General features: G+C 74.6%; 22 protein-coding genes and 1 pseudogene. 10 read left to right on the plus strand and 13 right to left on the minus strand.

The window, feature by feature from the left end:
- Positions 1-40: 40 nt before the first annotated feature.
- A complete protein-coding gene (locus tag ATL51_RS17740; protein WP_100880777.1) occupies positions 41-1,210 on the minus strand; it encodes a TDT family transporter in 1,170 nt (389 codons plus the stop codon).
- 71 nt (positions 1,211-1,281) lie between these two features.
- Between ATL51_RS17740 and ATL51_RS17745 the strand changes: the two genes are divergently transcribed.
- Positions 1,282-2,172: a LysR family transcriptional regulator gene (locus ATL51_RS17745; protein WP_100879261.1), complete on the plus strand. Its 891-nt coding sequence runs from the start codon at positions 1,282-1,284 to the stop codon at positions 2,170-2,172.
- An 84-nt stretch (positions 2,173-2,256) separates the two neighbouring features.
- Positions 2,257-2,424, plus strand: a complete 168-nt coding sequence (locus ATL51_RS28695; protein WP_167410012.1) for a hypothetical protein — start codon at positions 2,257-2,259, stop codon at positions 2,422-2,424.
- A gap of 125 nt (positions 2,425-2,549) precedes the next feature.
- On the opposite strand, the gene ATL51_RS17750 is transcribed toward ATL51_RS28695, so the two are convergent.
- The 5 genes from ATL51_RS17750 to ATL51_RS17770 form a co-directional block, all read right to left on the minus strand.
- Positions 2,550-2,951 (minus strand): group I truncated hemoglobin, encoded by a 402-nt coding sequence (locus ATL51_RS17750; RefSeq protein WP_100879262.1) that lies wholly within the window; start codon positions 2,949-2,951, stop codon positions 2,550-2,552.
- A gap of 93 nt (positions 2,952-3,044) precedes the next feature.
- Positions 3,045-7,517, minus strand: a complete 4,473-nt coding sequence (locus tag ATL51_RS17755) for a Pls/PosA family non-ribosomal peptide synthetase (RefSeq protein ID WP_208623016.1) — start codon at positions 7,515-7,517, stop codon at positions 3,045-3,047.
- 121 nt (positions 7,518-7,638) lie between these two features.
- Positions 7,639-8,355 carry a hypothetical protein gene (locus ATL51_RS17760; RefSeq protein ID WP_100879263.1) on the minus strand — a complete coding sequence of 239 codons (717 nt, stop codon included), beginning with the start codon at positions 8,353-8,355 and terminating at the stop codon, positions 7,639-7,641.
- Positions 8,352-8,831, minus strand: a complete 480-nt coding sequence (locus ATL51_RS17765; RefSeq protein ID WP_392567403.1) for a DUF7002 family protein — start codon at positions 8,829-8,831, stop codon at positions 8,352-8,354. The genes ATL51_RS17760 and ATL51_RS17765 overlap by 4 nt, the downstream gene beginning before the upstream one ends.
- Positions 8,795-9,205, minus strand: coding sequence for an STAS domain-containing protein (locus ATL51_RS17770; protein ID WP_083658628.1), 411 nt, complete (start codon positions 9,203-9,205; stop codon positions 8,795-8,797). Before ATL51_RS17770 ends, ATL51_RS17765 begins: the two co-directional genes overlap by 37 nt.
- Positions 9,206-9,379: 174 nt before the next feature.
- Here ATL51_RS17770 and ATL51_RS17775 point away from each other — a divergent pair, with 174 nt between their 5' ends.
- The 3 genes from ATL51_RS17775 to ATL51_RS17785 are packed head-to-tail and all read left to right on the plus strand — an operon-like array spanning position 9,380 to position 12,682.
- On the plus strand, positions 9,380-10,675 hold the full coding sequence (locus ATL51_RS17775; RefSeq protein ID WP_100879266.1) for an amidohydrolase family protein: 1,296 nt from the start codon (positions 9,380-9,382) through the stop codon (positions 10,673-10,675).
- A 47-nt stretch (positions 10,676-10,722) separates the two neighbouring features.
- Positions 10,723-11,670, plus strand: coding sequence for an NADP-dependent oxidoreductase (locus ATL51_RS17780; protein ID WP_100879267.1), 948 nt, complete (start codon positions 10,723-10,725; stop codon positions 11,668-11,670).
- A gap of 55 nt (positions 11,671-11,725) precedes the next feature.
- Complete coding sequence (locus tag ATL51_RS17785) at positions 11,726-12,682, plus strand: TIGR03557 family F420-dependent LLM class oxidoreductase (protein ID WP_100879268.1); 957 nt, start codon at positions 11,726-11,728, stop codon at positions 12,680-12,682.
- Positions 12,683-12,694: 12 nt separating this feature from the next.
- On the opposite strand, the gene ATL51_RS17790 is transcribed toward ATL51_RS17785, so the two are convergent.
- The 4 genes from ATL51_RS17790 to ATL51_RS17805 form a co-directional block, all read right to left on the minus strand.
- Positions 12,695-13,564 (minus strand): hypothetical protein, encoded by an 870-nt coding sequence (locus ATL51_RS17790; protein ID WP_073575681.1) that lies wholly within the window; start codon positions 13,562-13,564, stop codon positions 12,695-12,697.
- Positions 13,561-14,439: an ATP-binding cassette domain-containing protein gene (locus ATL51_RS17795; RefSeq protein WP_100879269.1), complete on the minus strand. Its 879-nt coding sequence runs from the start codon at positions 14,437-14,439 to the stop codon at positions 13,561-13,563. Before ATL51_RS17795 ends, ATL51_RS17790 begins: the two co-directional genes overlap by 4 nt.
- A complete protein-coding gene (locus ATL51_RS17800) occupies positions 14,436-14,828 on the minus strand; it encodes a GntR family transcriptional regulator (RefSeq protein ID WP_100879270.1) in 393 nt (130 codons plus the stop codon). Before ATL51_RS17800 ends, ATL51_RS17795 begins: the two co-directional genes overlap by 4 nt.
- A 127-nt stretch (positions 14,829-14,955) precedes the next feature.
- Positions 14,956-15,315 carry a hypothetical protein gene (locus ATL51_RS17805; RefSeq protein WP_100879271.1) on the minus strand — a complete coding sequence of 120 codons (360 nt, stop codon included), beginning with the start codon at positions 15,313-15,315 and terminating at the stop codon, positions 14,956-14,958.
- Positions 15,316-15,439: 124 nt separating this feature from the next.
- Here ATL51_RS17805 and ATL51_RS17810 point away from each other — a divergent pair, with 124 nt between their 5' ends.
- Entirely contained in the window at positions 15,440-16,420 is a 981-nt protein-coding gene (locus ATL51_RS17810; RefSeq protein WP_073575685.1) for a zinc-dependent alcohol dehydrogenase family protein, read from the plus strand.
- 9 nt (positions 16,421-16,429) lie between these two features.
- Here ATL51_RS17810 and ATL51_RS17815 read toward each other — a convergent pair whose 3' ends face one another.
- From ATL51_RS17815 to ATL51_RS17825, 3 genes and pseudogenes are all read right to left on the minus strand, one after another.
- Positions 16,430-17,842, minus strand: coding sequence for an APC family permease (locus ATL51_RS17815; protein WP_100879273.1), 1,413 nt, complete (start codon positions 17,840-17,842; stop codon positions 16,430-16,432).
- 638 nt (positions 17,843-18,480) lie between these two features.
- A pseudogene (gene mscL, locus ATL51_RS29905) lies at positions 18,481-18,858 on the minus strand (large conductance mechanosensitive channel protein MscL); the annotation flags it as partial.
- A gap of 161 nt (positions 18,859-19,019) precedes the next feature.
- A complete protein-coding gene (locus ATL51_RS17825; protein WP_167410013.1) occupies positions 19,020-19,790 on the minus strand; it encodes a FadR/GntR family transcriptional regulator in 771 nt (256 codons plus the stop codon).
- A 49-nt stretch (positions 19,791-19,839) separates the two neighbouring features.
- Between ATL51_RS17825 and ATL51_RS17830 the strand changes: the two genes are divergently transcribed.
- The 4 genes from ATL51_RS17830 to ATL51_RS17845 all read left to right on the plus strand — a co-directional run bounded on the left by ATL51_RS17830 (position 19,840) and on the right by ATL51_RS17845 (position 25,304).
- Complete coding sequence (locus ATL51_RS17830) at positions 19,840-21,084, plus strand: CynX/NimT family MFS transporter (RefSeq protein WP_312888636.1); 1,245 nt, start codon at positions 19,840-19,842, stop codon at positions 21,082-21,084.
- A gap of 159 nt (positions 21,085-21,243) precedes the next feature.
- Complete coding sequence (gene trpB / locus ATL51_RS17835; protein WP_208623018.1) at positions 21,244-22,506, plus strand: tryptophan synthase subunit beta; 1,263 nt, start codon at positions 21,244-21,246, stop codon at positions 22,504-22,506.
- Positions 22,506-23,300 carry a tryptophan synthase subunit alpha gene (trpA, locus tag ATL51_RS17840; protein ID WP_062399443.1) on the plus strand — a complete coding sequence of 265 codons (795 nt, stop codon included), beginning with the start codon at positions 22,506-22,508 and terminating at the stop codon, positions 23,298-23,300. The genes trpB and trpA overlap by 1 nt, the downstream gene beginning before the upstream one ends.
- 627 nt (positions 23,301-23,927) lie before the next feature.
- A complete protein-coding gene (locus ATL51_RS17845; RefSeq protein ID WP_083658629.1) occupies positions 23,928-25,304 on the plus strand; it encodes a ferredoxin reductase family protein in 1,377 nt (458 codons plus the stop codon).
- Position 25,305 lies beyond the last annotated feature (1 nt).

The following is a 25,305-nucleotide window of genomic DNA, read 5'->3' on the forward strand; positions in this document are numbered from 1 at the left end:
CCTGGAAGCAGCCGGCGGGTGGCGGGAAGGGGGGCGGTGGTCAGGACGCGGGGGCGAGCAGGTGCCCGCGGACCAGCGCACCGTGTGCCGTCCGGGCCGCGACCACGGCCCACGCCGCGACGAGCAGCCCGTAGAGCGCCACCGCCACCACGGCGAGCGCCGGTGTCCCCAGCCGGGCCGCGAGCAGGTTCGTCCCGGTCACGCAGGTGCCGAGCGGGAAGGTGAAGCTCCACCAGGTCAGCGCGAACGGCAGCCCGCGCCGCGCCGTCCGGACGGTCACCGCGGCCGCCAGCGCCATCCACAGCATCGCGAACCCCCAGGCCGGCACGCCGTAGAGCACGGCGAACACGGCGGTGCCGATCGCGAACGGCTCCGGCAGCGTGTCCGGCGCGACGTTCGCCAGCAGACCCGCCGCGGTGACCGACTGGCCGAGCGGGCCGAGGACGATCCACAGGGTGGGGACGGTCGCGGCCGGGCCGGTCCCGTGCACGACCAGCCGGTTCCAGATCTGCGGGAGCAGCGCGAGCGTCGCGAACAGGCTCATCCCGAACAGCGCGTAGCAGGCGAGCAGCAGCGTCGCCCGGCCCGGCCCCGGGGCGAGGTGGGCGACGAGCAGGGCGCCGTCGGCCGCCGACACCATCGGCGGCACGACCGGCATCAGCCAGCCGCCGAACGCGGCGTCCGGGCCGATCTCGTGGCGGGTGATCATCAGGTAGGGCACGCCGACGGCGGTGACCAGGCCGAACGCGGTGCCGGTCAGCCACAGCGTCCAGCTCGTGGCGAGTGCGGCCGTGGCACCGAGGACCGGGATCCCGAACTGGACGGCACCGGCGCCGACGGTCATCAGGGCCATCGCGACGGCGCCGTAGAACTGCACGGCGACCGGATCGGCCGCGTGCCCGCGGGCCCGGGCGGGGAAGCGCAGGCGGTGCGCCGCGGTCGCCACGACCAGCACGACGAGCAGGACCGAGGCCAGCCCCCACACCGTGGTGCCCCAGGCCGTCAGGACGGGCGAGCGCAGCGGCAGCGTGGCGACCGCGCCGCCGACGATCCCGGTGCCCATCACCGACGCGAACCAGTTGGGTCCCAGCGACGAGACGGCGTCGCCGGGGCGGTCGAGGTCGCGCAGCAGCCCGATCCGGGCGAGCGCGTGCGGCCGCCGGGGCAGGGCCCCGACCTCGGCTGCGGGGCGGTCCAGGTGGGTCGTCATGGTCTCCACGGTGCGCGCGGCAGGCGCCGGACGGTACCCGTCGCCGGGTTGCGAAGTCATAAGCTGTGGTTGTGGCTCTGTCTCCGCGTGTGGCCGACCTCGTGCCCTACGACCTGCTGGTCTCCGTCGCGACCCTGGGGAGCATGGGCAGGGCTGCCGTGGCGCACGGCGTCTCCCAGGCCGCGGTCAGCGCCCGGATCAGGAGCCTGGAGTCCGCGCTCGGGCTGACCCTGCTGGAGCGGTCCCCGCGGGGCACCCGGCTCACCCCGGACGGCGCGCTGGTGGTGGAGCGGGCCCGGGCCGCGCTCGACGCCGCGCACGCTCTCGACGAGGGGGTCGCCGCGCTGCGGACGGACCGCGCGGCCCGGCTGCGGGTGGCGGCCAGCGTGACGGTCGCCGAGTACCTCCTGCCACGCTGGCTGGTCGCGCTGCGGGCGGAGCTGCCCGGTACCGCCGTCACCCTGACCTCGCACAACACGGCCGAGGTGGTCGACGACGTCCGCTCCGGGGACGCCGACCTCGGCTTCGTCGAGGGGCCCGAGCTGCCCGCCGACCTCGACGGCCAGGTCGTCGCGCGGGACCGGCTGGTGCTCGTCGTCGCTCCGGACCACCCGTGGGCGGGGCGCCGGGCGGTGGACGCGTCCCGGCTGGCGTCGACCCCGCTGGTGGCCCGGGAGCCCGGGTCGGGCACCCGCGACTTCCTGGAGCGTGCGCTGGGCGCCCTGGCCCCGCCGGTGCTGGAGCTGGGATCGACGACGGCGATCAAGAACGCCGTCGCCGGCGGGGCGGGTCCCGCGGTGATCAGCGGCCTCGCCGTCGCGGCCGAGGTCGCGGCGGGGACGCTGCGGACGGTGCCGGTGCGCGGGGCGGACCTGCAGCGACGGCTGCGGGCGGCCTGGCGCCGCGGCCGGGCACCGTCGGGCCCGGCGCTGGTGCTGGTGCGGATCGCGTCACGACGCTGATCCCGGACATGCGCGACGGCGTATCCTCGAGGGTACCCCCGGGGGTATTCAGCCGACCGGGACCGATATGAGGAGACGATCGCGATGTGCCGACGCGCCACCTGCCGGAACTGCGGCATGGTCACCTGGCAGGGCTGCGGGCAGCACGTGGACCAGGTCATGGCCGGTGTGCGGCCGGCCGAGCGCTGTCGCTGCGCGCCGGCCGAGCGCTCCGGCGGCGGCCTGCTCGCGAGGTTGTTCGGCCGGTCCTGAGCGGGACCTCCGCCCGACGATCGTCAGGCCGTGCGCGGCGGCGTCGGCGAGGTACTCCCTCCTCACCGGCGACACGCGGTGAGCGGATCCCGCCGGCGCCCGTCGGCGCCGGCGGGACGGGCGGGTCAGGCGACCTTCGGTCGCTGCTCCACGACCTCGGACCGGTAGCTCTCGATGATGTCCATGAACTCGGTGTGCTCCGGCGTGGGCACCCCGCAGAAGTTCAGCGTCGAGGAGATCTCCAGCGCGACGGCGTCGAACTGCTCGTCGGTGATCTCCAGCGTCTCGTGCGCGGTGATCATGTCCATGCCCGGGTAGCACCGCGGGCCGCCCGCGGCCTGCACCGACCAGGCCGTGACCAGGAACTTGTAGCCGGGGGCGTTGGCCGGGTCGCCGTGGTGGGCGTGCACCCCTTCGTTCGCGTTGACCGAGGCGTTCGCGAAGAGCCGGTCGACCAGGATGTCGACCGCCCCGGCGATCGCGTAGATGCCGCCGAGGCGGTCGTACAGGGACTGCTGTTCGGGCATGACGACGCTCCCACTCCGTTGTCGGGACCCGATCACAATCCCGGGTGGTGCGGGTGTCGTCAATAGTGCACAACCGGTTTCCCGGCCGTACGGTCAGTCGTCGACCGCGTGCTGCCCGTGTCCAGGGCCGTAGCCGGTCAGCGACGGGACCTGGGCCCGCAACCCGGACGGCAGGTGCCGGGCCAGGTCGTCACGGGCGTCCGCGCCGAGGCTGCGGGCCAGGGTGTCGAGCACCGCGACCGAGGCGTTGGTGGCCCAGGCGACGTCGTGCAGCTCCAGGTACTGCTGCACCCGCGAGAGGAACACCTCCTCGGTGAACGGCTGGGCCAGCACGGGCACGACCGAGACCGGGACCGCGGGCTCCGCCGGCGCGCGGTGGTCGGGCACCGGGGCGTCGTCCGCCTCCGGCTCGGCGGGGTTCCCGCCCCAGCGCTCACCCGGGGCCACCTGCTCGCCCTTCATCAGGAACGAGTCGGCGGCCAGCGTCGCGCCGTCGCCGATGTCGGTGGAGTAGTGCACGAACGCCCGCACGCCGACGGCCACGCCGTCGCCGACCCGGATCCGGCCGGACTCGAAGCGGCCGTCCTCCAGCGAGTGGCACTGCAGGACCGACCCGGAGTTGAGCACGACGTCGTCGCCGAGGGAGACCAGGCTCTTCTCCGGCAGGGCGGCGCCGTCGTCGAAGACGCGCCTCCCGGCGCGCAGACCGGCCAGGCGGTTGCGCCACACGAGCAGCGGGGTCCCGGCCAGCACCGGCCGGACGTAGAGCTTCCAGAGCCGCTCGTGGAACCAGAAGTAGCGGTCGTAGATGGACGCGGTGCGCGGCTGCAGGCCGCGGAAGCCGAGCGTCGCGCGCTCCAGCAGCGCCGACCACACCATGAGCAGCAGCGGGCCGAGGAACACGGCCGGACCGAGGGCCCACAGCCCCCACACCGGCCAGAGCGCCACCGAGATCCCGAGCGGGACCAGCGCGACCGCGACGCCGAGGGCCCGCAGCAGAACCGTGACGACCAGCGTCGAGGCGTTGTAGCGGTTCTTGGAGCGCAGCCGGCGGGCCAGTTCCTCGTCGGTGGCCGGATGGTTCGGGTGCGGCCCCGCGCCGGTGCGCGGGATCTCCATCGGCGGCGAGCCGAGCAGGCCGACCCCGGTCCGCACCGGCCCGTCCACCGGGACCATGACCTTGGTCGCGAGCAGCACGTCGTCGCCGATCCGGGCGTCCGGCGGCAGGTGCACGTCGTTGCCGACGAAGTTGTCCCGGCCCAGCCGCACCGGGCGGATCCGGAACGAGTCGTGCGACAGCTCGGTGTTCATCATCCGCAGGCCGTCGGACACGATCGTCCCGGTGCCGACGCGGGCGTGCCGCGGCGACTCCTGGCGGAGCTGGGTGCCGAAGTTCGACCCCGTCTGCCGCAGGTCGTCCAGGTCGTAACCGAGGCCCTTCAGGTAGCCGGTGATGAACGAGCTGTCGCCGAGCAGCAGCACCAGGAACCGCGCGTTCGACACGCCGGTCACGATCTGCTGGGCGACGTGGCGCACGCCGTAGAGCGGGAAGGTGCGGTCGACCGGCACGAACAGGGCGGCCAGCCTCGGCAGGGTCAGCACGGCGAGCACGCCCACCAGCAGGGCGGCCACGACCAGCGCCACCACCGCGATCGCGCCGATCAGGAAGAACCACCAGTGCGCGCCCATGTCGGCACCGGTCAGCCCGATCAGCCCGGCCACCTGCGGGGCGAAGCGGGCGAACAGGCCGACGAGCAGCGCGAACACCGCCGTCGCGACGGCCCAGGACAGCCCGGCGAACACCGCCGAGTAGACGACCCGGCGCAGCCGTCCCGCGCCGACGGCGTCGGGCCCGCGGTAGTCCGAGCCGGACGGACCGGCGGGCGAGCCGTGCCAGACCTCGCCGGCCGGGACGGTGACACCGGGGCGCAGCGCCGAGGCGTGGCCCAGCTGCGACCCGTCCTGCATCCAGGTCCGGATGTCGAGCACGGCGGCCTCGCCGACCACGCAGTCGTCGCCGACGCCGACCGGACCGAACTCCAGCGCACCGGGCACGGCCCGGTAGCCCTGCAGCGACGCCTCCGGGTGCACGATCGTGCGGGCGCCGACCCGGACGAGGTCGGTGGCGACCGGGACGGCCCCGAACAGGGCGCTGCCGCGGCCGATCCGCGCGCCGAGCAGCCGCAGCCAGGCGGTGTACAGCGGGGTGCCGACGGCCAGCGCCATCGGGTTGGTCCGGATCAGCGTCGAGACGACCCAGAACCGCAGGTGGGCGGCGCCCCACAGGGGCACGGTCCGTTCGCGGAAGCGGCCGACGAGCGTCCACTTCGCGAGCACCGGCAGCAGCACGACGGCGACGAGTACCCCCGCGGTCCACAGCGCGGCCCGGCCGGTGAGCGACACCGCGTCGGGCGCGGTGGAGATCCAGCGGTAGCCGAGGACCAGTACCGCGGCGGCGGCGAAGCCGGACGCGAGCAGGAACAGCAGCTGCGCGATCCCGGTCAGCGCGTGCGCCACCGGGCGGGCGCGCACCGGCTCGACCGGTTCGGCGGCCACGGTCGGTACGACGTCGCCGAGCGCGGCGGCGAGCCGGCGCACGGTGGGGTGGCGGTAGACGTCGCGTGCGGACACCGACGGCAGGTCGTCACGACGGCGCACGGCGGCGGCGAACCCGGCCAGCAGCAGCGAGGTGGCGCCGAGCTCGTCGAAGAAGTCGGCCTCGACCGAGATCTCGGCGGGCTCGACCCGCAGCGCGGTGGCGAGCTCGGCGACCAGGCCGCGCTCGACGTCGGTCGCCGGGCCCACGACCGGGCCGGTCGCGGCCACACGGCTGCCGGTCGGCGCGGGCAGGTTCTTGCGGTCCGCCTTGTCGCTGGTGGTCATCGGGATGAGCTCGAGGTGCTCGAGGTAGGCGGGCACCATGTAGGACGGCAGCCGGTCCTGCAGGCGGGCCCGCAGGTCGGTCGGCGGTTCCGCGCCGCGGACCAGGCTGTAGTAGCCGACGAGCTCCTTCGTGCCGGGCGTCGGCTCGAACGTGTCCACCACGGCCATCGCGACCGACGGGTGGTCCTGCAGCACGGCCTCGATCTCGGAGAGCTCGATGCGGTAGCCGCGGATCTTGACCTGCAGGTCGATGCGGCCCCGGTACTCGATCTCGCCGTCGGCGTTGATCCGCGTGAGGTCCCCGGTGCGGTAGATCAGCCCGGACGGGTTGTTCGGCAGGTCGACCGGGGCCGGGACGAACACCTCGGCGGTCTTCTCGTCGCGGTTGAGGTAGCCGTCGGCCAGCCCCACCCCGGCGACGGCCAGCTCCCCGGTCTCGCCGAACGGCAGCACCCGGGTCGGGTCGGTGGTGTCCAGGACGAGGGCGGCGTAGGTCGGCAGCGGCCGCCCGATCGTCACCGGCCGGTCCGGGTGGACCTGCGCCATCGTCGCGGTGACGGTGGCCTCGGTGGGGCCGTAGACGTTGAGGAAGCGGCGCTGCGGGGTCCACCAGCGACGGATGAGGTCCTGCGGGCAGGCCTCGCCGGACACGAGCAGGAAGCGCAGGTCGTCGAGGTCCGCCTCGACGGTGGCCAGCAGCGTCGGCACCACGCACATCGCGGTGACGCGGCGCTCGATCAGGAAGTCGTGCAGGTCCTCGCCGACCAGCGACACCCCGGCCGGCTTGGGGACGAGGGTGGCGCCGGTCAGGAACGAGGTCCAGATCTCCTCGACGGAGAAGTCGAAGGCCAGGGTCAGGCCCTGGTACATGCGGTCGTCGGCGCGGACGCCGTACTCGTCGGCGGCGACCCGCACGAAGTTGCAGATCGCCGGGTGTCCGATCACGACGCCCTTGGGCCGGCCGGTGGAGCCGGAGGTGTAGATCAGGTAGGCGGGGTGCTCGCGGCCCGGTGCGCGACGACTGTCCGACCCGAGCCGCTCGTCGGAGCAGGCGGCGATGTCGGCGGCAGCCGCACCGGTGACCGAGAGGATCTCGACGTCGCCCCGCACGGGGTCGCCGACCTTCGCCAGCGCGCTGTCGGTGACCAGCAGCAGACCGGCCGCGGAGTCGGAGAGGATGAACGCCACGCGGTCCGCGGGGAAGCCCGCGTCCATCGGGACGAAGGTGGCCCCGGTCTTGAGCACCGCGAGCATGGCGGTGTAGCTCTCCACCGGGTCGTCGAGCAGCAGCCCGACGACGTCGCCGGGGCCGGTGCCGCGCCCGCGCAGGTGCCGGGCGAGACGGTTGGTGCGCCCGTCGAGGTCGCGGTAGGTCAGCGTGGCGTCGCCGGTGTCGACGGCGACGGCGTCCGGGTGGTGGTCGACGGCCTCCTCGAACACCTCGGCGAGCTGCTCGCCGGGCCGGGCCCGGGAGGCCTCCAGGGCCGCCCCGGGGACGAGCACGCGGTCGTCGAGCGGCACGGCGCCGCGGCGGGGGCGGGGGCTCGGTATCGGACGGCGGGTCGGCGAGGGGCGGTACGGCAGGTCCCGGCGGATCACCTGGGGCTGCCCCGGCTGCGTGGCGCGGTCGTCGCCGCCGTCGACCCCACCGGTGAGGGCCGACCGGTTGGACACGTCGGACATGACACCGGCCTACCCCTTCCCGCGGGGACGGAAAGTGCAGGTCGGGCGTGGCGATCATCACTCGCAAACCGATGAACCCCGGTCGGGTGGAGTGCGTAGCCAGACGAGGGGTCCGCCGTCGTCAGGGCGGCGACGACGACCCGTGGACCGTCCGGAACAGCGTGTCGACGAGATCGATCCCGAGGTCATGATCATGGTCGGCCGGGAGGTCGACACCGTGGTCGTGGAACCACGAGGGCGGGGCCTCCGGGTGCGGGCCGACGACACCGACCGCGCCGTCACCGCACCGGGTGACGCAGGCGGCCACCGTGCCGTCGGCGTATGTGGCCAGGATCTCGGTCTCCGCGAGCGCCCGGCGTGTCGGCCGGATCACGCCCCCGTCCTGGAAATACATCCGTCGTTCGGCTCCGCGCCAGCGGACCGTGACCAGGGCCGGGTCCGGGGTGCACGGATCGGCCCCCGGACGGGACCAGTACTCGTCGACGGCGAGGCCGACGAGGTTGAGGAAGCCGCGCTCCACCAGGAACGCGCCCATGCAGACGCCCAGGTAGCACCCGCCCCCGTGGACGAACCGGCGGATCGCGCCCTTGTCCGCGCGCAGCCGCCGGAACGCGGCCTCGTCGTCGCCGGAGGCACCGGGGTGGGCGAACAGCACCGTGTCCGGGTCGGACAGTGCCTCCCGCAGCGGACGGTCGCCCGCCGGGCCCGCGGTCCGGACGTCGAACCCGTGCCCGCTGCGGCGCAGCAGGTCGGCGACGGCCTCGGTGTCGTCGGTGTGGTCGCCGGCCGACGGCCGGGTCCAGGCGTCGGCGAGCACGACGGCGACCGGCCGGCTCATCCGGAGCGCTCCGGTACGGCCGGGGCGTCCACCAGGTGCGCGAGCAGGTCCCGGACGCCGCCGGGCACGGCCACCTCCACCGGCCGCCACGACGACGGCACCCGGTCGACCGGCAGGAAGGTGTCCGGCCCGCGCCGCCCCCGCGCGAACAGCGCGGCGCCGGAGTTGATCCGGGTCACGAGCACCCGGTCGCCGTGCGCGGCCAGCAGCGACGCGGTGTCGACGGTGAGGACGACGCCGTGCTCGGGGTGGTGCAGCCGCACCGCCCGCGGGCGACGCGTGGTCAGCAGCCGTTCCCGCTCGTCGCCGGTCACCCCGAACAGGTCGAGCAGCCCCGCGACCGGCAGCAGCCCGTGCGTGGCGATCCCGGGCCACGACGCGGCGGGCGTGGTGTGGAACAGACGCGGCGCGCGGCGGACGAGATCGTCGGGGTGCAGACTCAGGCCCCCAGGGCCGTGTCGAGATCCGGGTACCAGGTGATGACCTGGTCCAGCCCGGTCATCCGCACCGGCCGGATCACCGCACGGTTGCCCGGGCCGGTGACCCCGTCGAGACGGACCCCGGCCTCACCGGCCGCCCGGGAGGACCGGACCACCGCGGTCAGACCGTGCGACCCGAGGAATCCGACGCCGGACAGGTCCAGCAGGGCCCGCGCCGGTCGCGTCTGGTGGAGCATCTCCGACATCCGGGCCCGGATCGCCTCGGCCTCGGCGAGGTCGACGTCACCGATCACCTCGAGGACGGTCACACCGGGCGCCGGGGTGTGCTCGCGCAGGCTCACCCGGGAGTGCGGCTCCGGCCAGCTGCCCGTGTGGCCGAGCCGCCGGCGGCCGGGCTCGGCCGACGTCACGACGGCCACCCGGATTCGGGCACGGCTCGCCCACGACCCCGCCCGCCGGATGGTGCGGGGCCGGATGTCCGGGGACGTACGGCCGAGTTTCCGATGGGTTCACCGTACCGGGCGCCGGGTCGTTGTCCACCGGTCGACCTGCGGGATCCCGTCCGGGGAGAGAGTCTTCACCGGGTGACCACCTCCACATCACCGCGCCCCCCGGACCCGGCCGGCGACGGCGCCGTGGCCGTCGTGCGGCGTGCCCGCGTCCCCGGCCACGACGGCGCCGTCGACATCGTGATGTCCGGCGGCAGGATCCGGTCGGTGGGTGCCCCGGCCCCCGCCGGGGCACCCGGTACCGACGCGGGGGACCGGCTCGTCGTCGGCGGTCTCGTCGACGCGCACCTGCACCTGGATAAGGCGCTCACCGCTGACCGCTGCTCCTGGTCCGGCGGCACCGTCGACGACGCGATGGCCGAGACCGCGGCGATGAAGGCGGACTTCACCGTCGACGACGTCGCCGCCCGCGCCGGGGCCGTCCTGGCGTCCTGCGTCGCGCACGGCACCACCCGGGTGCGGACCCACGTCGAGCTCGACCCGACCGTCGGGCGACGCGGGCTGGAGGGTGTGCTGGCGGCCGCGGCGGACTGGGCCTGGGCCGTCGACGTCGAGGTCTGCGTGTTCGCCCAGGACGGCCTGACCGGCTCGCCGGAGACGGCCCGGCTGCTCGACGAGGCGCTCGCCGGGGCCCGCGCGGCGGGCCGGCGCGCGGTCGTGGGCGGCGCCCCCTACGCCGACGACGACCCCGCGGGCCAGCTGGACCGCGTGTTCGGGCTGGCCGCGGACCACGACGCCGACGTCGACCTGCACCTGGACCTGTTCGACGGCACCGCCGAGGGCGCGCTGATCGGCACGGTGTGCGACCTGACCGAACGGGCGGGGCTCGGCGGCCGGGTCACCGCGGGCCACGGCACGGCGTGGTCGTTCCTGGAGCCCGAGCAGCGCGCCGCGGTGCTGGACCGGTGCGCCGGGACGGGGGTCGGCGTGGTCTCCCTGCCGTCGACGGACCTGTTCCTCACCGGCCGGGAGACCGGCGCCGGGGCGCCGCGCGGGGTCGTCGTGCTGGACCGGCTCGTCGAGCGCGACGCCGCGGCCGCGGTGGCCACGAACAACGTCCGCAACGCCTTCACCCCCTACGGCGACGGCTCCCTGGTCCGCATGGCGAACCTCTACGCCAACCTGACCCACCAGGCGTCGCCGGAGCAGCTGTCGGCCTGCCTGGACCTGGTCGGCCCGCGCGCCGCCCGGGTGCTCGGCACCCCGGCCGCCGCCACCGGGGTCGTCGCGGGGGCCCCGGCCGACCTGGTCTGCCTCGATGCACCCGACCCGGGCACGGCGGTCGCCGCCGTCGCACCGGTCCGCTGGGTGCTGAAGGGCGGTCGCCGGACCGTCACCGGCGCGGCCGTGGAGCTGCACCCACCGGTGTGACCCGGCTCATCGGTGCAGGCGATCGCGCAGCGGGAACGCTGCCCGACATGAGCACACGTGAGGGCAGGGCCGTGCGGTACGACCGCTACGGCGGCGTCGACGAGCTGTACGTGACCGGTGTCGGGTTCGACGGCCCCGGTCCGGGCCGTGTGCTGGTCGAGGTGCACGCGGCCGGGATCAACCCGGGCGAGACCGCGCTGCGCGAAGGCGTGTTCGCCGAGTCCTGGCCCAGCACGTTCCCCAGCGGGCAGGGCAGCGACTGGGCCGGGGTCGTCGCGGCGGTCGGGGAGGGCGTCACCGACGTCGAGCCCGGCGACGACGTCTTCGGCTGGACCGACGACCGCGCCTCCCAGGCCACCCACGTCGACGTGCCCGCCGAGCAGGTACTGCGCCGCCCGGCCGGTCTTGACGTCGCGACGGCCGGTGCGCTCTACATCGCCGGGACGGCCGCGGCCGCGTCGGTCGCGTCGGTGGACCCGCAGCCGGGGGAGACGGTCGTCGTCGCCGGTGCCGTGGGCGGGGTGGGGCAGATCGCGGTGCAGCTGCTGACGCTGCGCGACGTGGAGGTCGTCGGGATCGCCTCCGAGCGCAACCACGACCGGCTGCGCGAGCTGGCCGTGACCCCGGTCGCCTACGGGTCCTCGCCCGAGGAGACGCTGGCGAACCTGCGCGCCGCGACGCCGGACCGGGTGCACGCCGTCGTCGACCTCGTCGGCGGCGGCTACGTCGCGCTCGCCCGCGAGCTCGGTGTCGCCCCGGAGCGGATCAACACGATCATCGACTTCGAGGGTGCGCAGGCCCACGGCGCCGCCACCCGGGGCACCGCCGACTCCGAGGGCCGCGACGACCTCGCCGCGCTCGGCGCGCTCGTCGCCGACGGGGCCCTGCAGGTCGCGATCGCGGCCGGGTACCCGCTCGACGGGGTCCGCGAGGCCTACACCGAGCTGGAGAAGCGGCACACCGCGGGGAAGATCGTCCTGCTGCCGCAGGAGTGATCCGACGCCTGCCGGGAACCCCGCCGGGGCCACCCCCGAGGAGAGGACACCCGTCGTGCAGATCGGCTTCAAGCTCTTCGCCGAGGCCCACACGCCGCAGGAGATGGTCCGCCAGGCCGTCCGGGCGGAGGAGGCCGGTTTCGACTTCGTCGAGATCTCCGACCACTACCACCCGTGGCTGGAGAGTCACGGGCACTCCGGGTTCGCCTGGTCGATCCTCGCCGCGATCGCGATGCGGACCGAGCGGATCGGCCTGGCCACCGGGGTGACCTGCCCGACGATCCGCTACCACCCGGCGATCATCGCCCAGGCCGCGGCGACGACCGCACTGCTGTCCGACGGCCGGTTCACCCTCGGCGTCGGCTCCGGCGAACAGCTGTCCGAGCACATCACCGGACACCCGTGGCCGGTCGTCGGGGTGCGGCACGCCATGCTCCGCGAGGCGCTGGAGATCATCCGGCTGCTCTGGTCCGGCGGCTACCGCACCTACCGCGGCAACCACCTGTCCATCGAGGACGCGCAGGTGTTCGACCTGCCGGACACACTGCCGGACATCGTCGTCGCCGCGGGCGGGCCGAAGGCGGCGCGGATCGCCGGTGAACTGGGCGACGGCCTCTTCGCCACCGAGCCCCGCACCGACCTGATCGACGCCTACACCGCGGCCGGCGGGACCGGCTCCCGCTGGGCCGAGGTCCCGCTGGCCTACGCCGGCACCGTCGACGCCGCGCTGGAGTCCGCGCACCGGCTGTTCCGGTTCGGCCCGACCGGCTGGAAGATCCAGGCCGAGCTGCCGAACGTGCGCAACTTCGAGGCTGCGACGGCCTTCGTCCGCAGGGAGGACATGGCCGACGCGTTCGGGGCGGGCCCGGACGTCGAGACCCACGTCGCGACGGTGAAGGGCTTCGCCGACGCGGGCTACGACCGGCTCGCACTGATCAGCGCCGGACCGGACGTCGAGGAGTTCTTCGCGTTCTTCGAGGGTGAGCTGGCGGGCCGGCTGCGCGCGCTCTGACGCGCAGGCGGCTCACCGGCCCAGTGGCCGGCGCAGTCGTGCGAACAGCCATGCGGCGGCGCCGGCCGCCAGGACCAGGTGCAGCGCGACCTCCGCCCAGTGCAGCGGCCAGCGGTCGGTCGCAGGGTGCACGAGCACGTAGTTCCCGTCGATGCCCGCGGCCCGCAGGCAGGCGACGTCGTCCTGGGTGCAGCCGGTGCCGGACGCACCGCTGCGCAGGCCACCACCGGTCAGGGTGTAGCCGGAGTCGAGACGTTGTTCCCCGGCGCCCGAGGAACCCCCCAGCGGGAGCGGGCCGGTCCGCAGCCGGGGCGCGACCATGTGGCCCCGCAGGGCCGTGATCGCGACCTCGGTCACGACGACGGTCGCGAGCGTCAGCACGGACGCGGCCAGGACCCGGCGCAGCAGCAGCCCCGTCAGTACACCGATCGTGAGCGCGGACAGGGTGCGGGCGAGCGGGACGAGCCCGGTCGCGGCGACGGTGCGCGCGTCGTGCCAGGGTTCGGTCGCGGCGAGACCCGCGTACACCGCGGCCGCGGTGACCACGGTCGTGACGGCGACGCCCCCGCCGACGAGCAGGGCCGAGCCCGCCCAGCGACGCCGGGACACGGACTGGGTCAGCAGCAGCACGTGCGTGCCACGCTCCAGGTCACCGGCCAGCAGGGGAGCCCCGAGGAACGCCCCCACCAGGGCCGGTGCCGCGAGCACCAGGTACCCGGCGACGTCCGACACCGGGTTCTCGATCACCCCGAACGGGTCGCGGGCGACGGTGTCGAGTGCGTCCACCGCGGCCAGCACGACGAGCGCCAGGCACAGTGCGACCCCCAGCCCGGCGGTGACGAGCAGCGCGCCGCGGTGGGTGCGCCAGACGACCCACGTCATCGGGACCGCTCCCGCCCGGCGGCCGCGCGGAGATGACCCACGACCACCTCCAGCAACCCCGGGGCGTGCGCCCGCCACCCGGCGGGCGGCTCCGGCCGGCTGCGGCCGCGGACGAGGACGGTCTGCCCGCGACCGTGCACCCGCTGCTCGACGACGGTGTGGTCGTCCGGCCAGCCGGTGTCCCCGGCCGGACCGTCGAGGATCCGGTGCTCGGCCAGCAGGTCGTCGATGTCGGCGTCGATCAGGACCCGCCCGCGGTCGAGGAACAGCAGCCGGTCGCAGCTGTCCTGCAGGTCCTCGACCTCGTGCGAGGCGAGCACCGCGGTCGCCCCGGTGCCCGCGACGTGCGCGGTGACCGCGGCCAGCACCCGGCGGCGGGTCAGCGGGTCGAGCCCGGCCAGTGGTTCGTCGAGCAGCAGCAGGTCCGGCCCGGGGCCCAGGACCAGCGCGAGCGCGAGCACCGCCCGTTGCCCGCTCGAGAGCGCCGCCGTCCGGCGCTCCGCCGGGAGCTGCCCGGTGAGGTCGGCGACCCGGCGGTCGTCCCAGCGGCCGGGGTTGAGCGCCGCCCCCAGCCGCAGCGTCTCGGCGACGGTGAAGTCGTCGGGCAGCGGCTTCGACGGAGCCAGGTGGCCGACCGCCGGGTGCGGCCCGCCGGTGGGCACCGGTGCACCGAGCACCTCGGCGGTGCCCTCCGTCGGGAGGTCGAGCCCGGCCAGCAGGCCGAGCAGCGTGGACTTCCCGGCGCCGGGGGCGCCCGTCAGGGCGACGACGGAGCCGGGCTCGACGGTGAGCGAGCAGTCGCGCAGCGCCGGGGTCCCGCCGAAGCGGCGGCCGAGCCCGGAGGTGCGCACCGCATCGGTCGTGGCGGTGGTCATGCGTCTCCTCGGTCGTAGTGCCGGTCGAGGGCTGCACGCACCAGCGCGTCGGCCTCCTCCCGGGACAGCCCGGTCGTGACGGCGCGGGCCGCCCAGTCCTCGAGCTCGGCCCGTAGCGGCGAGTTCGTGGCGGGCCCCGAGGCCGTGGCGTCGGGGCGGACGAAGGTCCCGACACCGCGCTTCGCCTCGACCAGCCCGTCCCGCTCCAGCTCCCGGTAGGCCTTGAGCACGGTGTTCGGGTTGATCGCGGTGGCCTCGACGACCTCACGGGCCGTCGGCAGCCGGTCCCCGGCCCGCAGCGTGCCCAGCAGCAGCGCCTCCCGCGTCTGCCGGACGATCTGTGCGTACGCAGCCACCCCGGAGCGCCGGTCGATCCGGTACTCGATCACCGGTGCCTCCTCTCCGGACGGTGGTGCCACATCATGCGGGCCGGGTGCCGATCCCCCACCGGCACCCGGCCCGGCGGACGGCCGGCGCTCCCCGGATCCCCTCCGTCCGGGGAGCGCCGGCCGTGGCTCAGGCGATGATCCCGCAGCTCAGTCGCGTCTCCTCGGCGGCGGGCCGGACGTCGCAGTAGGTGCGCAGATCCGGGTTGAGCAGTGTCCGCTCACCGATGGTCACCCCGTTCTCGCTGACCACGATCCGCTCGTAGCCGCCGCCCTCGGTCGGGATGTCGCTCCGGCCTCCGGCGGGAAGCGTGAAGGAGTACCCGCTCCCGTGGGGGCCCAGGACCGTCACGTCCACCGGTCCGTGGCCCGACGTGACCGTCAGGGGTGTCGGGTCGATGGTGACCGGGTCGGCGACCGCGGTGCCGGTGGCGCCGCCCATCGCGATCGCGGCGGCCAGGAACCCGATGATCGTGCGTCGTGCGTGCATGTCGTGTCTCCCCCTCGGTGTCGCCTGATTCCTGCTTTCACTAGTTAACTAGTGAAAGCAGGGAAGCGCAACCCCTCCGGTCGGAGGGGGCGGCGCGTGTCCGGCGGGCGGCAGGGTGGCGGCCATGAACAGGGTCGTTCGCTTCACCGAGCTCGGCGGTCCCGAGGTGCTGACGGTCGTCGAGGAGCCGGTGCCGCAGCCGGGGCCGGGGGAGGCCGTCGTCGCCGTCGAGGCGATCGGGCTGAACCGGGCCGAGTCGATGTTCCGGCGCGGTGAGTACATCGAGCCGACCCGGCTCCCGGCCGGTCTGGGCTACGAGGCCGCGGGCACCGTCGCCGCCGTCGGCGCGGGCGTGGACCGCTGGTCGGCGGGGGACCCGGTGAGCATCGTCCCGGCGTTCTCGATGAACGACCACACCGTCTACGGCGACCATGCCCTCGTCCCGGCCCGTGCCCTGGTCCCGCGGCCGGTGGACGCGGTGACCGGGGCCGCGACCTGGATGCCGTTCCTCGTCGCCTACGCCGGGCTGCTCGAACCGCGCGTCCTGCAGCCGGGCGACCACGTGCTGGTCACGGCGGCGTCGTCGAGCGTGGGGCTGGCGGCGATCGCGACCGCGAACCGGATCGGCGCCGTCCCGATCGCCACCAGCCGCAGCCGCGCCAAGGCGCAGGCGCTGCTCGACGCCGGGGCCGCACACGTCGTCGCCACCGGGGAGGAGGACCTGGTCGCGCGCTGCCGGGAGATCACCGGCGGGCGGGGCCTGGACGTCGTGTTCGACGCCGTCGCCGGACCCGCCGTCGAGACGATGGCCGACGCGGTCCGCCCGGACGGCACGATCGTCATCCACGGCAGGCTCTCCGGTGAACCGACGATCTTCCCGACGGCGACGCTGCCCGACCTCGTCGTCCGCTCGTTCACCCTGTTCGCGATGACCCGCGATGCCGAACGCCTGCGCCGGGCGGCCGCGTTCGTCGCCGCGGGGATGCGCGGTGGGGACTTCGCCCCACAGGTGGACCGGGTGTTCGACGGGCTCGACCAGGTCGTCGCCGCGCACGAGCACCTGGAGTCCAACGCCCAGGTCGGGAAGATCGTCCTGCGGCCCTGACCGGGCGGCTCAGCCGTCCAGCTTCGACGGGTCCAGGGTCGCCTTCTTGACCCCGAGCCTGCGGTTGAGCAGCAGCGTGATCCCGTAGAGGACCAGGCCGAGCAGGAGCAGCAGCCCGGCCAGCTCGTACTGGATCGCGTCCCGCCCGGAGAACGGCAGGACCAGGTACAGGCTGGCGACGGCGCCGACGACCGGCAGGCCGGGCGGGGCCCGGAAGTGGTCCTCGGGGATCCGGTCGCGGCGAAGCACCAGCACCGCGATGTTGACGATCGTGAACACGGCGAGCAGCAGCAGCGAGGTCGTGCCGCCGAGCGCGGAGACGACGTCGGAGTCCGAGTCCAGCGACACGTAGCTGATCAGCGCGAACGAGATCAGCGTGGTGAAGATGATCGACACCCACGGCGTGCGGCGGAACGGGTGCACCCGTGCCAGCGGCTTGGGCAGCACGGCCTGGTTGGCCATCCCGTAGAGCAGCCGCGAGGCCATCAACATGTTGATCAGCGCCGAGTTGGCGACGGCGAACATCGAGATGAACGGCAGGACCAGGTCGGCCGGGATGCCGGGCGCCCCGGCGCGGACGACCTCGACCAGCGGCGTCTCGCTCGCCGCCAGCGGGCCGACCGGGACCAGCGCCACCGCGCAGATGGCGACGAGCACGTAGATGACCCCGGTGATGGTCAGCCCGGTGATCATGATCCTGGGGAAGATCCGGCGCGGCTCGTGGCACTCCTCGGCCATGTTCACCGAGTCCTCGAAGCCGACCATCGCGAAGAACGCCAGCGAGGTCGCCGAGGTGACCGCCAGGAACACCCCCTTGTCCTCGGGGGTGTCGAAGGCGACGACCCGCGACCAGTCGGCGTCGCCGCCGGCGATCGCGTAGAGCCCGATCAGGATCACCAGGAGCAGGCCGGAGAGCTCGACGATCGTGAGCACCACGTTGACCTTCACGCTCTCGCCGACGCCGCGGAAGTTCACTGCCGCGACCAGCAGCATGAATCCCAGCGCGATCAGCACGATGCCGCCGTTGCCCAGGTCCAGCCCGAAGCCCTCGTTCAGGTTCGCCGCGAACGCCCGCGACGCCGTCGACGCCGAGGTGATCCCCGAGCTCATCACCACGAAGGTGACCATGAACGTCAGGAAGTGGATGCCGAACGCCTTGTGCGTGTAGAGCGCCGCGCCCGCCGCCTGCGGGTACTTCGTGACCAGCTCCAGATAGGAGAACGCGGTGATCATGGCGACGGCGAAGGCGACCAGGAACGGCACCCACGCCGCCCCGCCGACCTCCTCGGCGACCTGGCCGACCAGGGCGTAGATGCCCGTACCCAGGATGTCGCCGACGATGAACAGCAGCAGGAGCCTGGGCCCCATGACCCGCTTCAGCGCGGGCCCGTCCTCCGCCGTCGACGTGGTGGCGTCCGCCATCGTGGTGCGCTCCCCTCCGCGGCGGCCCGTGCCGCCCGCGACCGGCTCAGCCTGGTGGGGGGTTCGTGCCGTGTCGAGTCGAAAGGGTGGAGTGTTCATCTGGAGGGCGCGTGTGTGGCCCCGCTCACGTGGCGTTCACTGTCCGGCGTGCGCTCGTCGCAGGAGCCGGAGGTCGCCGTGTGTACCGCTACCGAGTGATCGCCTGTCTCGTCCCGCCGGAGGCCCTGCTCCAGGCCGGCATGTGGCCGGACGTGCCGATGTTCATGGTCGCCCGCGGCGACGTGGTGCGGATGCGGATCGCCGACGGCAGCGGCGCGGTGCACCCCGACGCACCTGTCGGAGGGCCTGATGGCGCACCTCGTGTACGAGGGGGTGCCCACGCCGTACCGGGTCGGCGGCCGTCGGGCAGCGACCCGGAGTGAGCAGGCTCAGCCGCGGTGCCGGGACCGGCGCGGGGTGTCCGGGTAGGGCTCGGGGTAGCCGTCGTCGACCGGGCCGGGCTGCGGCGGCTGCGACGCGTGCGACGGGGGCACCGGACGGCCCTGCGGCGGGCCGGACGGCATCGGCGGCGCCGGCACCGTCGGCTGTCCGACGGCGCGGGGTGCGGGGGCGAGGGCTCGCTCGCGGTCCCGCTCGGCCTGGTCGCGGAGCAGGTCGCGGATCTCCTTCAGCAGGTCGAGGTCGGTCTCCAGGGCCGGGTCCCCGGCGTCGCGCTTGCGGCGCTCCTGGAGCCACTTCATCGGGAAGACGACCAGGAAGTAGATGACCGCGGCGGTGATCAGGAACGTGATGACGGCGTTGAGGAAGCTCGCGTAGTCGAGCTGCACCTCGTCGGTCAGCGGGATCGTGCCCGGGGGCACGGCGTTCTCCCCGCCGGAGAACAGCCGGAGCAGCGGCTCCAGGAACGCCTTCGTGAAGGCGGTGACCACGGCCGTGAACGCCGCACCGATGACGACGGCGACCGCCAGGTCGATCACGTTGCCACGCAGCAGGAATTCCTTGAAGCCCTTCAGCACGCCGGAGCACTCCTCGAGATCGGGTCGGGGGCGGGGGTGGGTCCGGCGAAGGAGGCTAACCGGACCGTGACCTCCGCGCCGGGCCTGCGCCCGCACGGTGCGGCCCGGCGCGGCGGACGGGACGCGCCGGTCGACGGGCGGCCCGGGCGCGGGGTCGCGGGTCAGGCGGTGGGCCCGGTCCCGGCGTCCGGGCCGCGCTCCCCGGCGGGGCCCTGCGGGGTGACCGGGCGGGCCGCGATGAGCCGGTCCAGGAAGTCCCCGGCCTCGCGGGCGGCACGGTCCACGTCGCCGTCGGCGATGGCCTCGACGATCCCGGTGTGGGAGATGTCGTCCTCGGTGCCCGCGGTGCCGGGCATCGTGGTCTTCACACTGTCCGCGACCGCCTCCACCACACCCCGGTAGAGCTCGACGAGCAGGCCGTTGCCCGCACACCGGACGACGGCCACGTGGAAGTCGGTGTCCGCACGGGCCGCGCGCTCCAGGTCCGCGGCGTCCGGCTGCTCCCCGCGACGGCCGTACGCCGCGACGGCCGCGACGGCCCGGTCACGCCCGGCCAGCGCCGCCCGCAGGACGGTCAGGTCGGCGTCGGTCCGGCGGGCGGCCGCCATCCGGGCCGCCTCGACCTCCAGGGTGCGTCGGACCTCCAGCACCTCGCGCAGCTCCGGGCCGCACAGCGTGCGCAGCGCCCCGGACAGCTCGGTGGTGGCCCGCACGTAGGTGCCGTCGCCCTGACGCACCTCGAGCAGGCCGCCGTGGGCGAGGGCGCGGACGGCCTCGCGGACGGTGTTGCGGCCGACCTCCAACGACGAGGCCAGCTCCGACTCCGGCGGTATCCGGGCACCGACCGGCCACTCCCCGCCGGTGATGGCGGAACGGAGCTGGTCGATGACCTGGTCGACCAGGCCACCGCGGCGCGCTGTGACGAGAGGCACCGGATCATCCTTCCATCCGAACATCCTACGTCTGTAACAATACTGTTTCGTGAGCATTGCTGAGCAGGAGACACGCGCGGAGGAGACCATCGCCACCGGACGGGCCGAGGAGACCGGGCCGTCGCGTCGCGGTGCGCTCGTCGGGACCCCGCTGCTCGTCGTGGGGGTGGCACTCGCCGCCTCGAACCTCCGCCCGGCCGTGACCTCGATGTCCTCGGTGCTCGGCGAGGTCCGTGACGGCCTCGGTGCCTCCGCGGTCTGGACCAGTGTGCTCACCGCGGTGCCCACCATCTGCTTCGGCCTCGCCGCGATCGCCGCGCCGCTGCTCTCCCGCCGGCTCGGCATGGCCCGCGCGATCGGCCTCGCCATGGCGGTGCTGACCGCCGGGCTCGTGCTGCGCGTCGTCGACGGCCCGTGGGTCGTGCTCGGCGGCACCTTCGTCGCCGCGGCGGGCATCGCGATCGGCAACGTGCTGATCCCGGTCGTGGTGAAGCAGTCCTTCCCGCACGCCGTCGGCCGGGTCACCGGCGTCTACACCGCCGCGCTGGCCGCGGGCGGTGGGATCGGCGCCGCGTTCACGCCGCCGCTGGAACCGCTGCTCGGCGGCTGGCGCGGCGCGGTCGGGGCGTGGGCGCTGCTGTCGCTGGCCGCGCTGGTCGTCTGGACGATCGGGGCCCGGCACGGTGAGCCGGAGCCGGTCGTGCGCGCCGCCGACGCGGAGGAGCGGCGCCCGATGGTGCGCCGGCCGCTGGCCTGGGTGGTCACCGCGTTCTTCGGGCTCCAGGCCTGTGTCGCCTACGTCGCGATGGGGTGGCTCTCGGAGCTGTTCGTCTCCGTGGGGGTCACCCGCACCGACGCCGGGCTGATGCTCGCCCTGATCAACCTGATCGGCATCCCGCTCAGCTTCGTCATCCCGCCGATCGCGCTGAACCGGGCGTCGCAGTCGGGCTGGATCGTCGGGCTCGCCTGCTGCTCGCTGGCCGCCGTCGCCGGACTCGCGATCGCCCCGGCCGCCGCGCCCTGGCTGTGGACGGTCCTGCTCGGCGTCGGCATGGCGGTCTTCCCGCTGGGGCTCGGCGTGATCGCGCTGCGCACCCGCGAGGCCGCAGAGACCACCGACCTGTCGGCGATGGCGCAGGGCTTCGGCTACCTCATCGGCGCGACCGGCCCGTTCCTGTTCGGGATCCTGCACGGGCTCACCGGCTCCTGGACGCCGTCGCTGGTGCTGCTCGGCGCGGTGATCGTCGCCGAGATGGTGCTGGGCTGGGTCGCGGGGCGCCCGCGCTACGTCTGAGGTCCGCCCGTGCGGCGCCGGGCCGCTGATATATGAGAGCCCCCGGTGCCGCGTCCGGCGTCGTGGGCCCGGTGTACCGTCGTGACCGTCCGATCTCCCGGCGCATCCCCGCCCGGCGGGGGCCCGAGATCGGGGTCCTCGATCCGTCAGGGAGTACTCGTGACCGACACCGCCCTTCCCCCGGCCGGGGACACGGCGCGGCTGGTCGACCAGACCGGCCCGTACTTCGGCCGTTTCGGTGGCCGCTACGTTCCGGAGGCGCTGGTCGCCGCGCTGGACGAGCTCGAGCGGGCCTACCACACGGCCATGTCCGACGAGGCCTTCCAGGCCGAGCTCGCCGAGCTGCACCGCACCTACTCGGGCCGCCCGAGCCTGGTCACCGAGGCGCCGCGGTTCGCCGCGCACGCCGGGGGTGCGCGCATCCTGCTCAAGCGCGAGGACCTGAACCACACCGGCTCGCACAAGATCAACAATGTGCTGGGGCAGGCGCTGCTCACCAAGCGCATGGGCAAGACCCGGGTCATCGCCGAGACCGGTGCGGGCCAGCACGGCGTCGCCTCGGCCACGGCCGCCGCCCTGATGGGCCTGGAGTGCGTCGTCTACATGGGCGAGGTCGACACCGAGCGCCAGGCGCTCAACGTCGCCCGGATGCGCATGCTCGGAGCGGAGGTCCGCCCGGTCACCTCGGGCACGCGGACCCTCAAGGACGCGATGAACGAGGCCATGCGCGACTGGGTCACCAACGTGGCCGACACGCACTACCTCATCGGCTCGGTCGCCGGGCCCCACCCGTTCCCGGCGATGGTGCGCGACTTCCAGCGGATCATCGGCGTCGAGGCGCGGCAGCAGGTCCAGGACCTCACCGGTGCCCTGCCCGACCTGGTCTGCGCCTGCGTCGGCGGCGGCTCCAACGCGATGGGCATCTTCCACGCGTTCCTCGACGACACCTCCGTCGAGCTGGTCGGCTTCGAGGCCGGCGGCGACGGCGTCGACACCCCGCGGCACGCCTCCTCCATCGGCGGCGGTGACGTCGGCGTCCTGCACGGCTCGCGCAGCTTCATCCTCCAGGACGAGGACGGCCAGACCCGCGACTCGCACTCCATCTCCGCGGGCCTGGACTACCCGGGCGTCGGCCCGGAGCACTCGTGGCTGCACGACATGAGGCGCGCCCGCTACGAGTCGGTCACCGACGCCGAGGCGATGGAGGCCTTCCGCCTGCTCTGCCGCACCGAGGGCATCATCCCGGCCATCGAGAGCGCGCACGCGCTGGCCGGTGCGCTGCGCGAGGCGACGCGCCTGGGCGAGGGCAAGGTCGTGCTGGTCAACCTGTCCGGCCGTGGCGACAAGGACGTCGACACCGCCGCGAAGTACTTCCAGCTGATCGACGACGAGGGCAACGCCGTGACGGACGGAGCGGTCTGATGGGCAGCGTGGCGCAGCGGATCGAGCAGGTCCGCGCCGAGGGCCGGGCCGCGCTGGTCGGCTACCTGCCGGTCGGCTACCCGACCGTCGAGGGCTCGGTCGAGGCGATGCGGGCGATGGTCGCGGGCGGCGTCGACGTCGTCGAGATCGGCCTGCCCTACTCCGACCCGCTGATGGACGGCCCGGTCATCCAGCGCGCCACCCAGCAGGCGCTGGACAACGGCGCCCGCTCCCGCGACGCGTTCACCGCCGTCCGCGGGGTCGTCGACGCCGGTGCCCCGGCGCTGGTCATGACCTACTGGAACCTGATCGACCGCTACGGCATCGAGCGGTTCGCCGCCGACCTCGCCGCGGCCGGCGGCTCCGGCCTGATCACGCCCGACCTGCTGCCCGACGACTGCGACGAGTGGCTGGCGGCGTCGGAGTCCCACGACCTGGACCGGGTCTTCCTGGTCGCCCAGACCACCACCCCCGAGCGGATGCGGATGACCGTCGAGGCCAGCCGCGGCTTCCTCTACGCCGCCTCGCTGATGGGCGTCACCGGGGTCCGCTCGGTGGGCGTCGAGGCCCGTGACCTGGTCGCCCGCGCGCGCGAGGTCGCAACCCTGCCGGTGTGCGTCGGCCTGGGTGTGCGGACCGCCGAGCAGGCGGCCGACGTCGCCTCCTACGCCGACGGCGTCATCGTCGGGACGGCGTTCGTGCAGGCGCTGGAGTCCGGCGGGCCGTCGGCGGTCGAGTCGCTCGCCCGCGAACTCGCCGAGGGCGTCCGCGCCGCGGAGCGCGTCTCCGCCTGACCCTCCTCCAGCGGCCGCGTCCGCCCCTCGTGGGCGGGCGCGGCCGTCGTGTGTCGTCGGGCCGTCGGTCGCAGCTCCCGACCGGCCACCGGCCGACCGACCGGCCGTCCGCGGCGGTCCCGCCGGGCTCCGGGGCGCCCGGGGCTGCCGCCTCCGGCTGTGCCGGCGTGCCCGCCCGCGCCGCCGGAGGCCGACTGCACGGGACCAGCGGTGGTCGCGCGCGGTGAACGTCGTGTCCCTGAGAGTCATCGCGCCGGTCGGTCGTACGTCCGTACTCCGACCGGAGCGATCGGTCCCCGCCCGCCGGACACCGACGACCGGACGGCGGTGCGCGTTCTCAGGAACGCAACCCCGTCCCGGTGGGGTTCCTATGTTCGTGTCACCGCACCGCGGCCCGCTCCCCCCGGATGCCGCGGCGGTGGCCGGGGCTCCCCACCCGGCCGGTTCCACGAACCGGAGTGATCCGATGACCCGCCCCCTGCGCGGACGCGCCCCCGGCGTCCGCCCGACCGTAGCGTCGCACCCGCGACCGGCCCGAGGCCGGTCCGTGACGGTCCACCGCTCGCGCACCCACCACCCCCGCCCGCTGCGGGCACCCTCACCGGCCGGGCGCACGCCCGGCGACCGGTGACCCGCCCGGTTCCGCATCCGGTCACCGCACCCCTGCGGCGGGACACCCCGCCGCCCGCCGACGCCTGGCTGGCGCACCGCCGCGCCCGCACGGTGTGGGGATCTGTGCTGGTCACGGTCCTCGTCGGCCCGTCGTTGATCTGGATGCTCCGTTCCGGACCGCAGCCGCTGCTGCACCAGCTCTCGGTGCTGACCGGGCTGCTCGCGCTGTCGGCGATGGTGATCGTCGCGGTGCTGCCGTCCCGGGTGCGCGGGCTCTCCGGCGCCCTCGGCCTGGAGACCCTGCTCGGCCTGCACCGCAGGCTCGGCGTGCTCGCCGGGGTGCTGGTCGCGCTGCACCTCGCCTGCGTGGTGGCCGACCACCCCGAACGTGTCGGGTTGCTCGTGCCGCTCGCCGCACCGGCCCGCGGCCAGGCAGCCACCCTCGCGACGATCGCGGTCGTCGTGCTGCTGGTGCTCGCACTGCGCGGTGTCCGGTCCGGCTCGCACGAGGTGTGGCGTTGGCTGCACCTGAGTCTGGCCGCGGTCGTCGTCGGCGCGTCGTCGCTGCACGTGCTGTGGCTGAACAACCTGGTCGGCGACGCCGTCATGGGGCCCGTGCTGGGCGGGCTCGGCCTGCTGCTGGTCGCGGTGCTGGTGCTCCGCTGGGGCGCCCGCGCGGCGACCGGCGAGTTCCGGGTGCACGTCGTGCGCCCGGAGAGCCCCACCGTGTCGACGCTCGTCCTCGCCCGGCCCGGCCGGCACGCCGGACCGTGGTTCCGGCCCGGCCAGTTCGCCTGGCTGCGGCTGGAGCGGATGTCGGTGGAGGAGCACCCGTTCACCATCGCGTCGTCGGCGTCCGACCGCGGCCGGGTCGAGTTCACCGTCCGGCACACCGGCGACTTCGCCGGGCGGTTGCGCGAGCTGCGTCGCGGCGACCCGGTCTGGGTGGACGGCCCCTACGGCTCGTTCACCCCGGACTCGGTGCCGTCCACCGGGCTCGTGCTGATCGCGGGCGGCGTCGGGATCACCCCGATGATGAGCATGCTGCGCACCGCCGCCGACCGCGGCGACCGGCGGCCGTACCGGCTGGTCGTGCACGCCCGTGACCGCGCCGACCTGCTGTTCCGGGCCGAGCTCGCGCACCTGCGCACGCTGATCGACCTGCAGGTCACCGAGGTGCTGCGCCGCCCGTCGGCGGACTGGTCCGGGGCGACCGGGCCGATCGACACCGCGCTGCTCGCCGCCGTCCTGACCGACCTCGACGACCCGGCCCGCCGGCTCGACTACTTCGTCTGCGGCCGACCGCAGCTCGTCGGCGACGTCCTCGCCACCCTCACCGCGCTCGGTGTCCCGGACGACCGGGTGCACACCGAGCAGTTCGCCCAGGTCTGAG

Source organism: Pseudonocardia alni (assembly GCF_002813375.1).
Taxonomy (GTDB): Bacteria; Actinomycetota; Actinomycetes; order Mycobacteriales; family Pseudonocardiaceae; genus Pseudonocardia; species Pseudonocardia alni.

Bases quoted from the DNA above. Each gene is read 5' to 3' on its own strand.
- ATL51_RS17740 (WP_100880777.1), bottom strand. From the start codon at position 1,210: ATGACGACCCACCTGGACCGCCCCGCAGCCGAGGTCGGGGCCCTGCCC.
- ATL51_RS28695 (WP_167410012.1), top strand. From the start codon at position 2,257: ATGTGCCGACGCGCCACCTGCCGGAACTGCGGCATGGTCACCTGGCAG.
- ATL51_RS17750 (WP_100879262.1), bottom strand. From the start codon at position 2,951: ATGCCCGAACAGCAGTCCCTGTACGACCGCCTCGGCGGCATCTACGCG.
- ATL51_RS17755 (WP_208623016.1), bottom strand. From the start codon at position 7,517: ATGTCCGACGTGTCCAACCGGTCGGCCCTCACCGGTGGGGTCGACGGC.
- ATL51_RS17760 (WP_100879263.1), bottom strand. From the start codon at position 8,355: ATGAGCCGGCCGGTCGCCGTCGTGCTCGCCGACGCCTGGACCCGGCCG.
- ATL51_RS17780 (WP_100879267.1), top strand. From the start codon at position 10,723: ATGAGCACACGTGAGGGCAGGGCCGTGCGGTACGACCGCTACGGCGGC.
- ATL51_RS17790 (WP_073575681.1), bottom strand. From the start codon at position 13,564: ATGACGTGGGTCGTCTGGCGCACCCACCGCGGCGCGCTGCTCGTCACC.
- ATL51_RS17795 (WP_100879269.1), bottom strand. From the start codon at position 14,439: ATGACCACCGCCACGACCGATGCGGTGCGCACCTCCGGGCTCGGCCGC.
- ATL51_RS17805 (WP_100879271.1), bottom strand. From the start codon at position 15,315: ATGCACGCACGACGCACGATCATCGGGTTCCTGGCCGCCGCGATCGCG.
- ATL51_RS17810 (WP_073575685.1), top strand. From the start codon at position 15,440: ATGAACAGGGTCGTTCGCTTCACCGAGCTCGGCGGTCCCGAGGTGCTG.
- ATL51_RS17815 (WP_100879273.1), bottom strand. From the start codon at position 17,842: ATGGCGGACGCCACCACGTCGACGGCGGAGGACGGGCCCGCGCTGAAG.
- trpA (WP_062399443.1), top strand. From the start codon at position 22,506: ATGGGCAGCGTGGCGCAGCGGATCGAGCAGGTCCGCGCCGAGGGCCGG.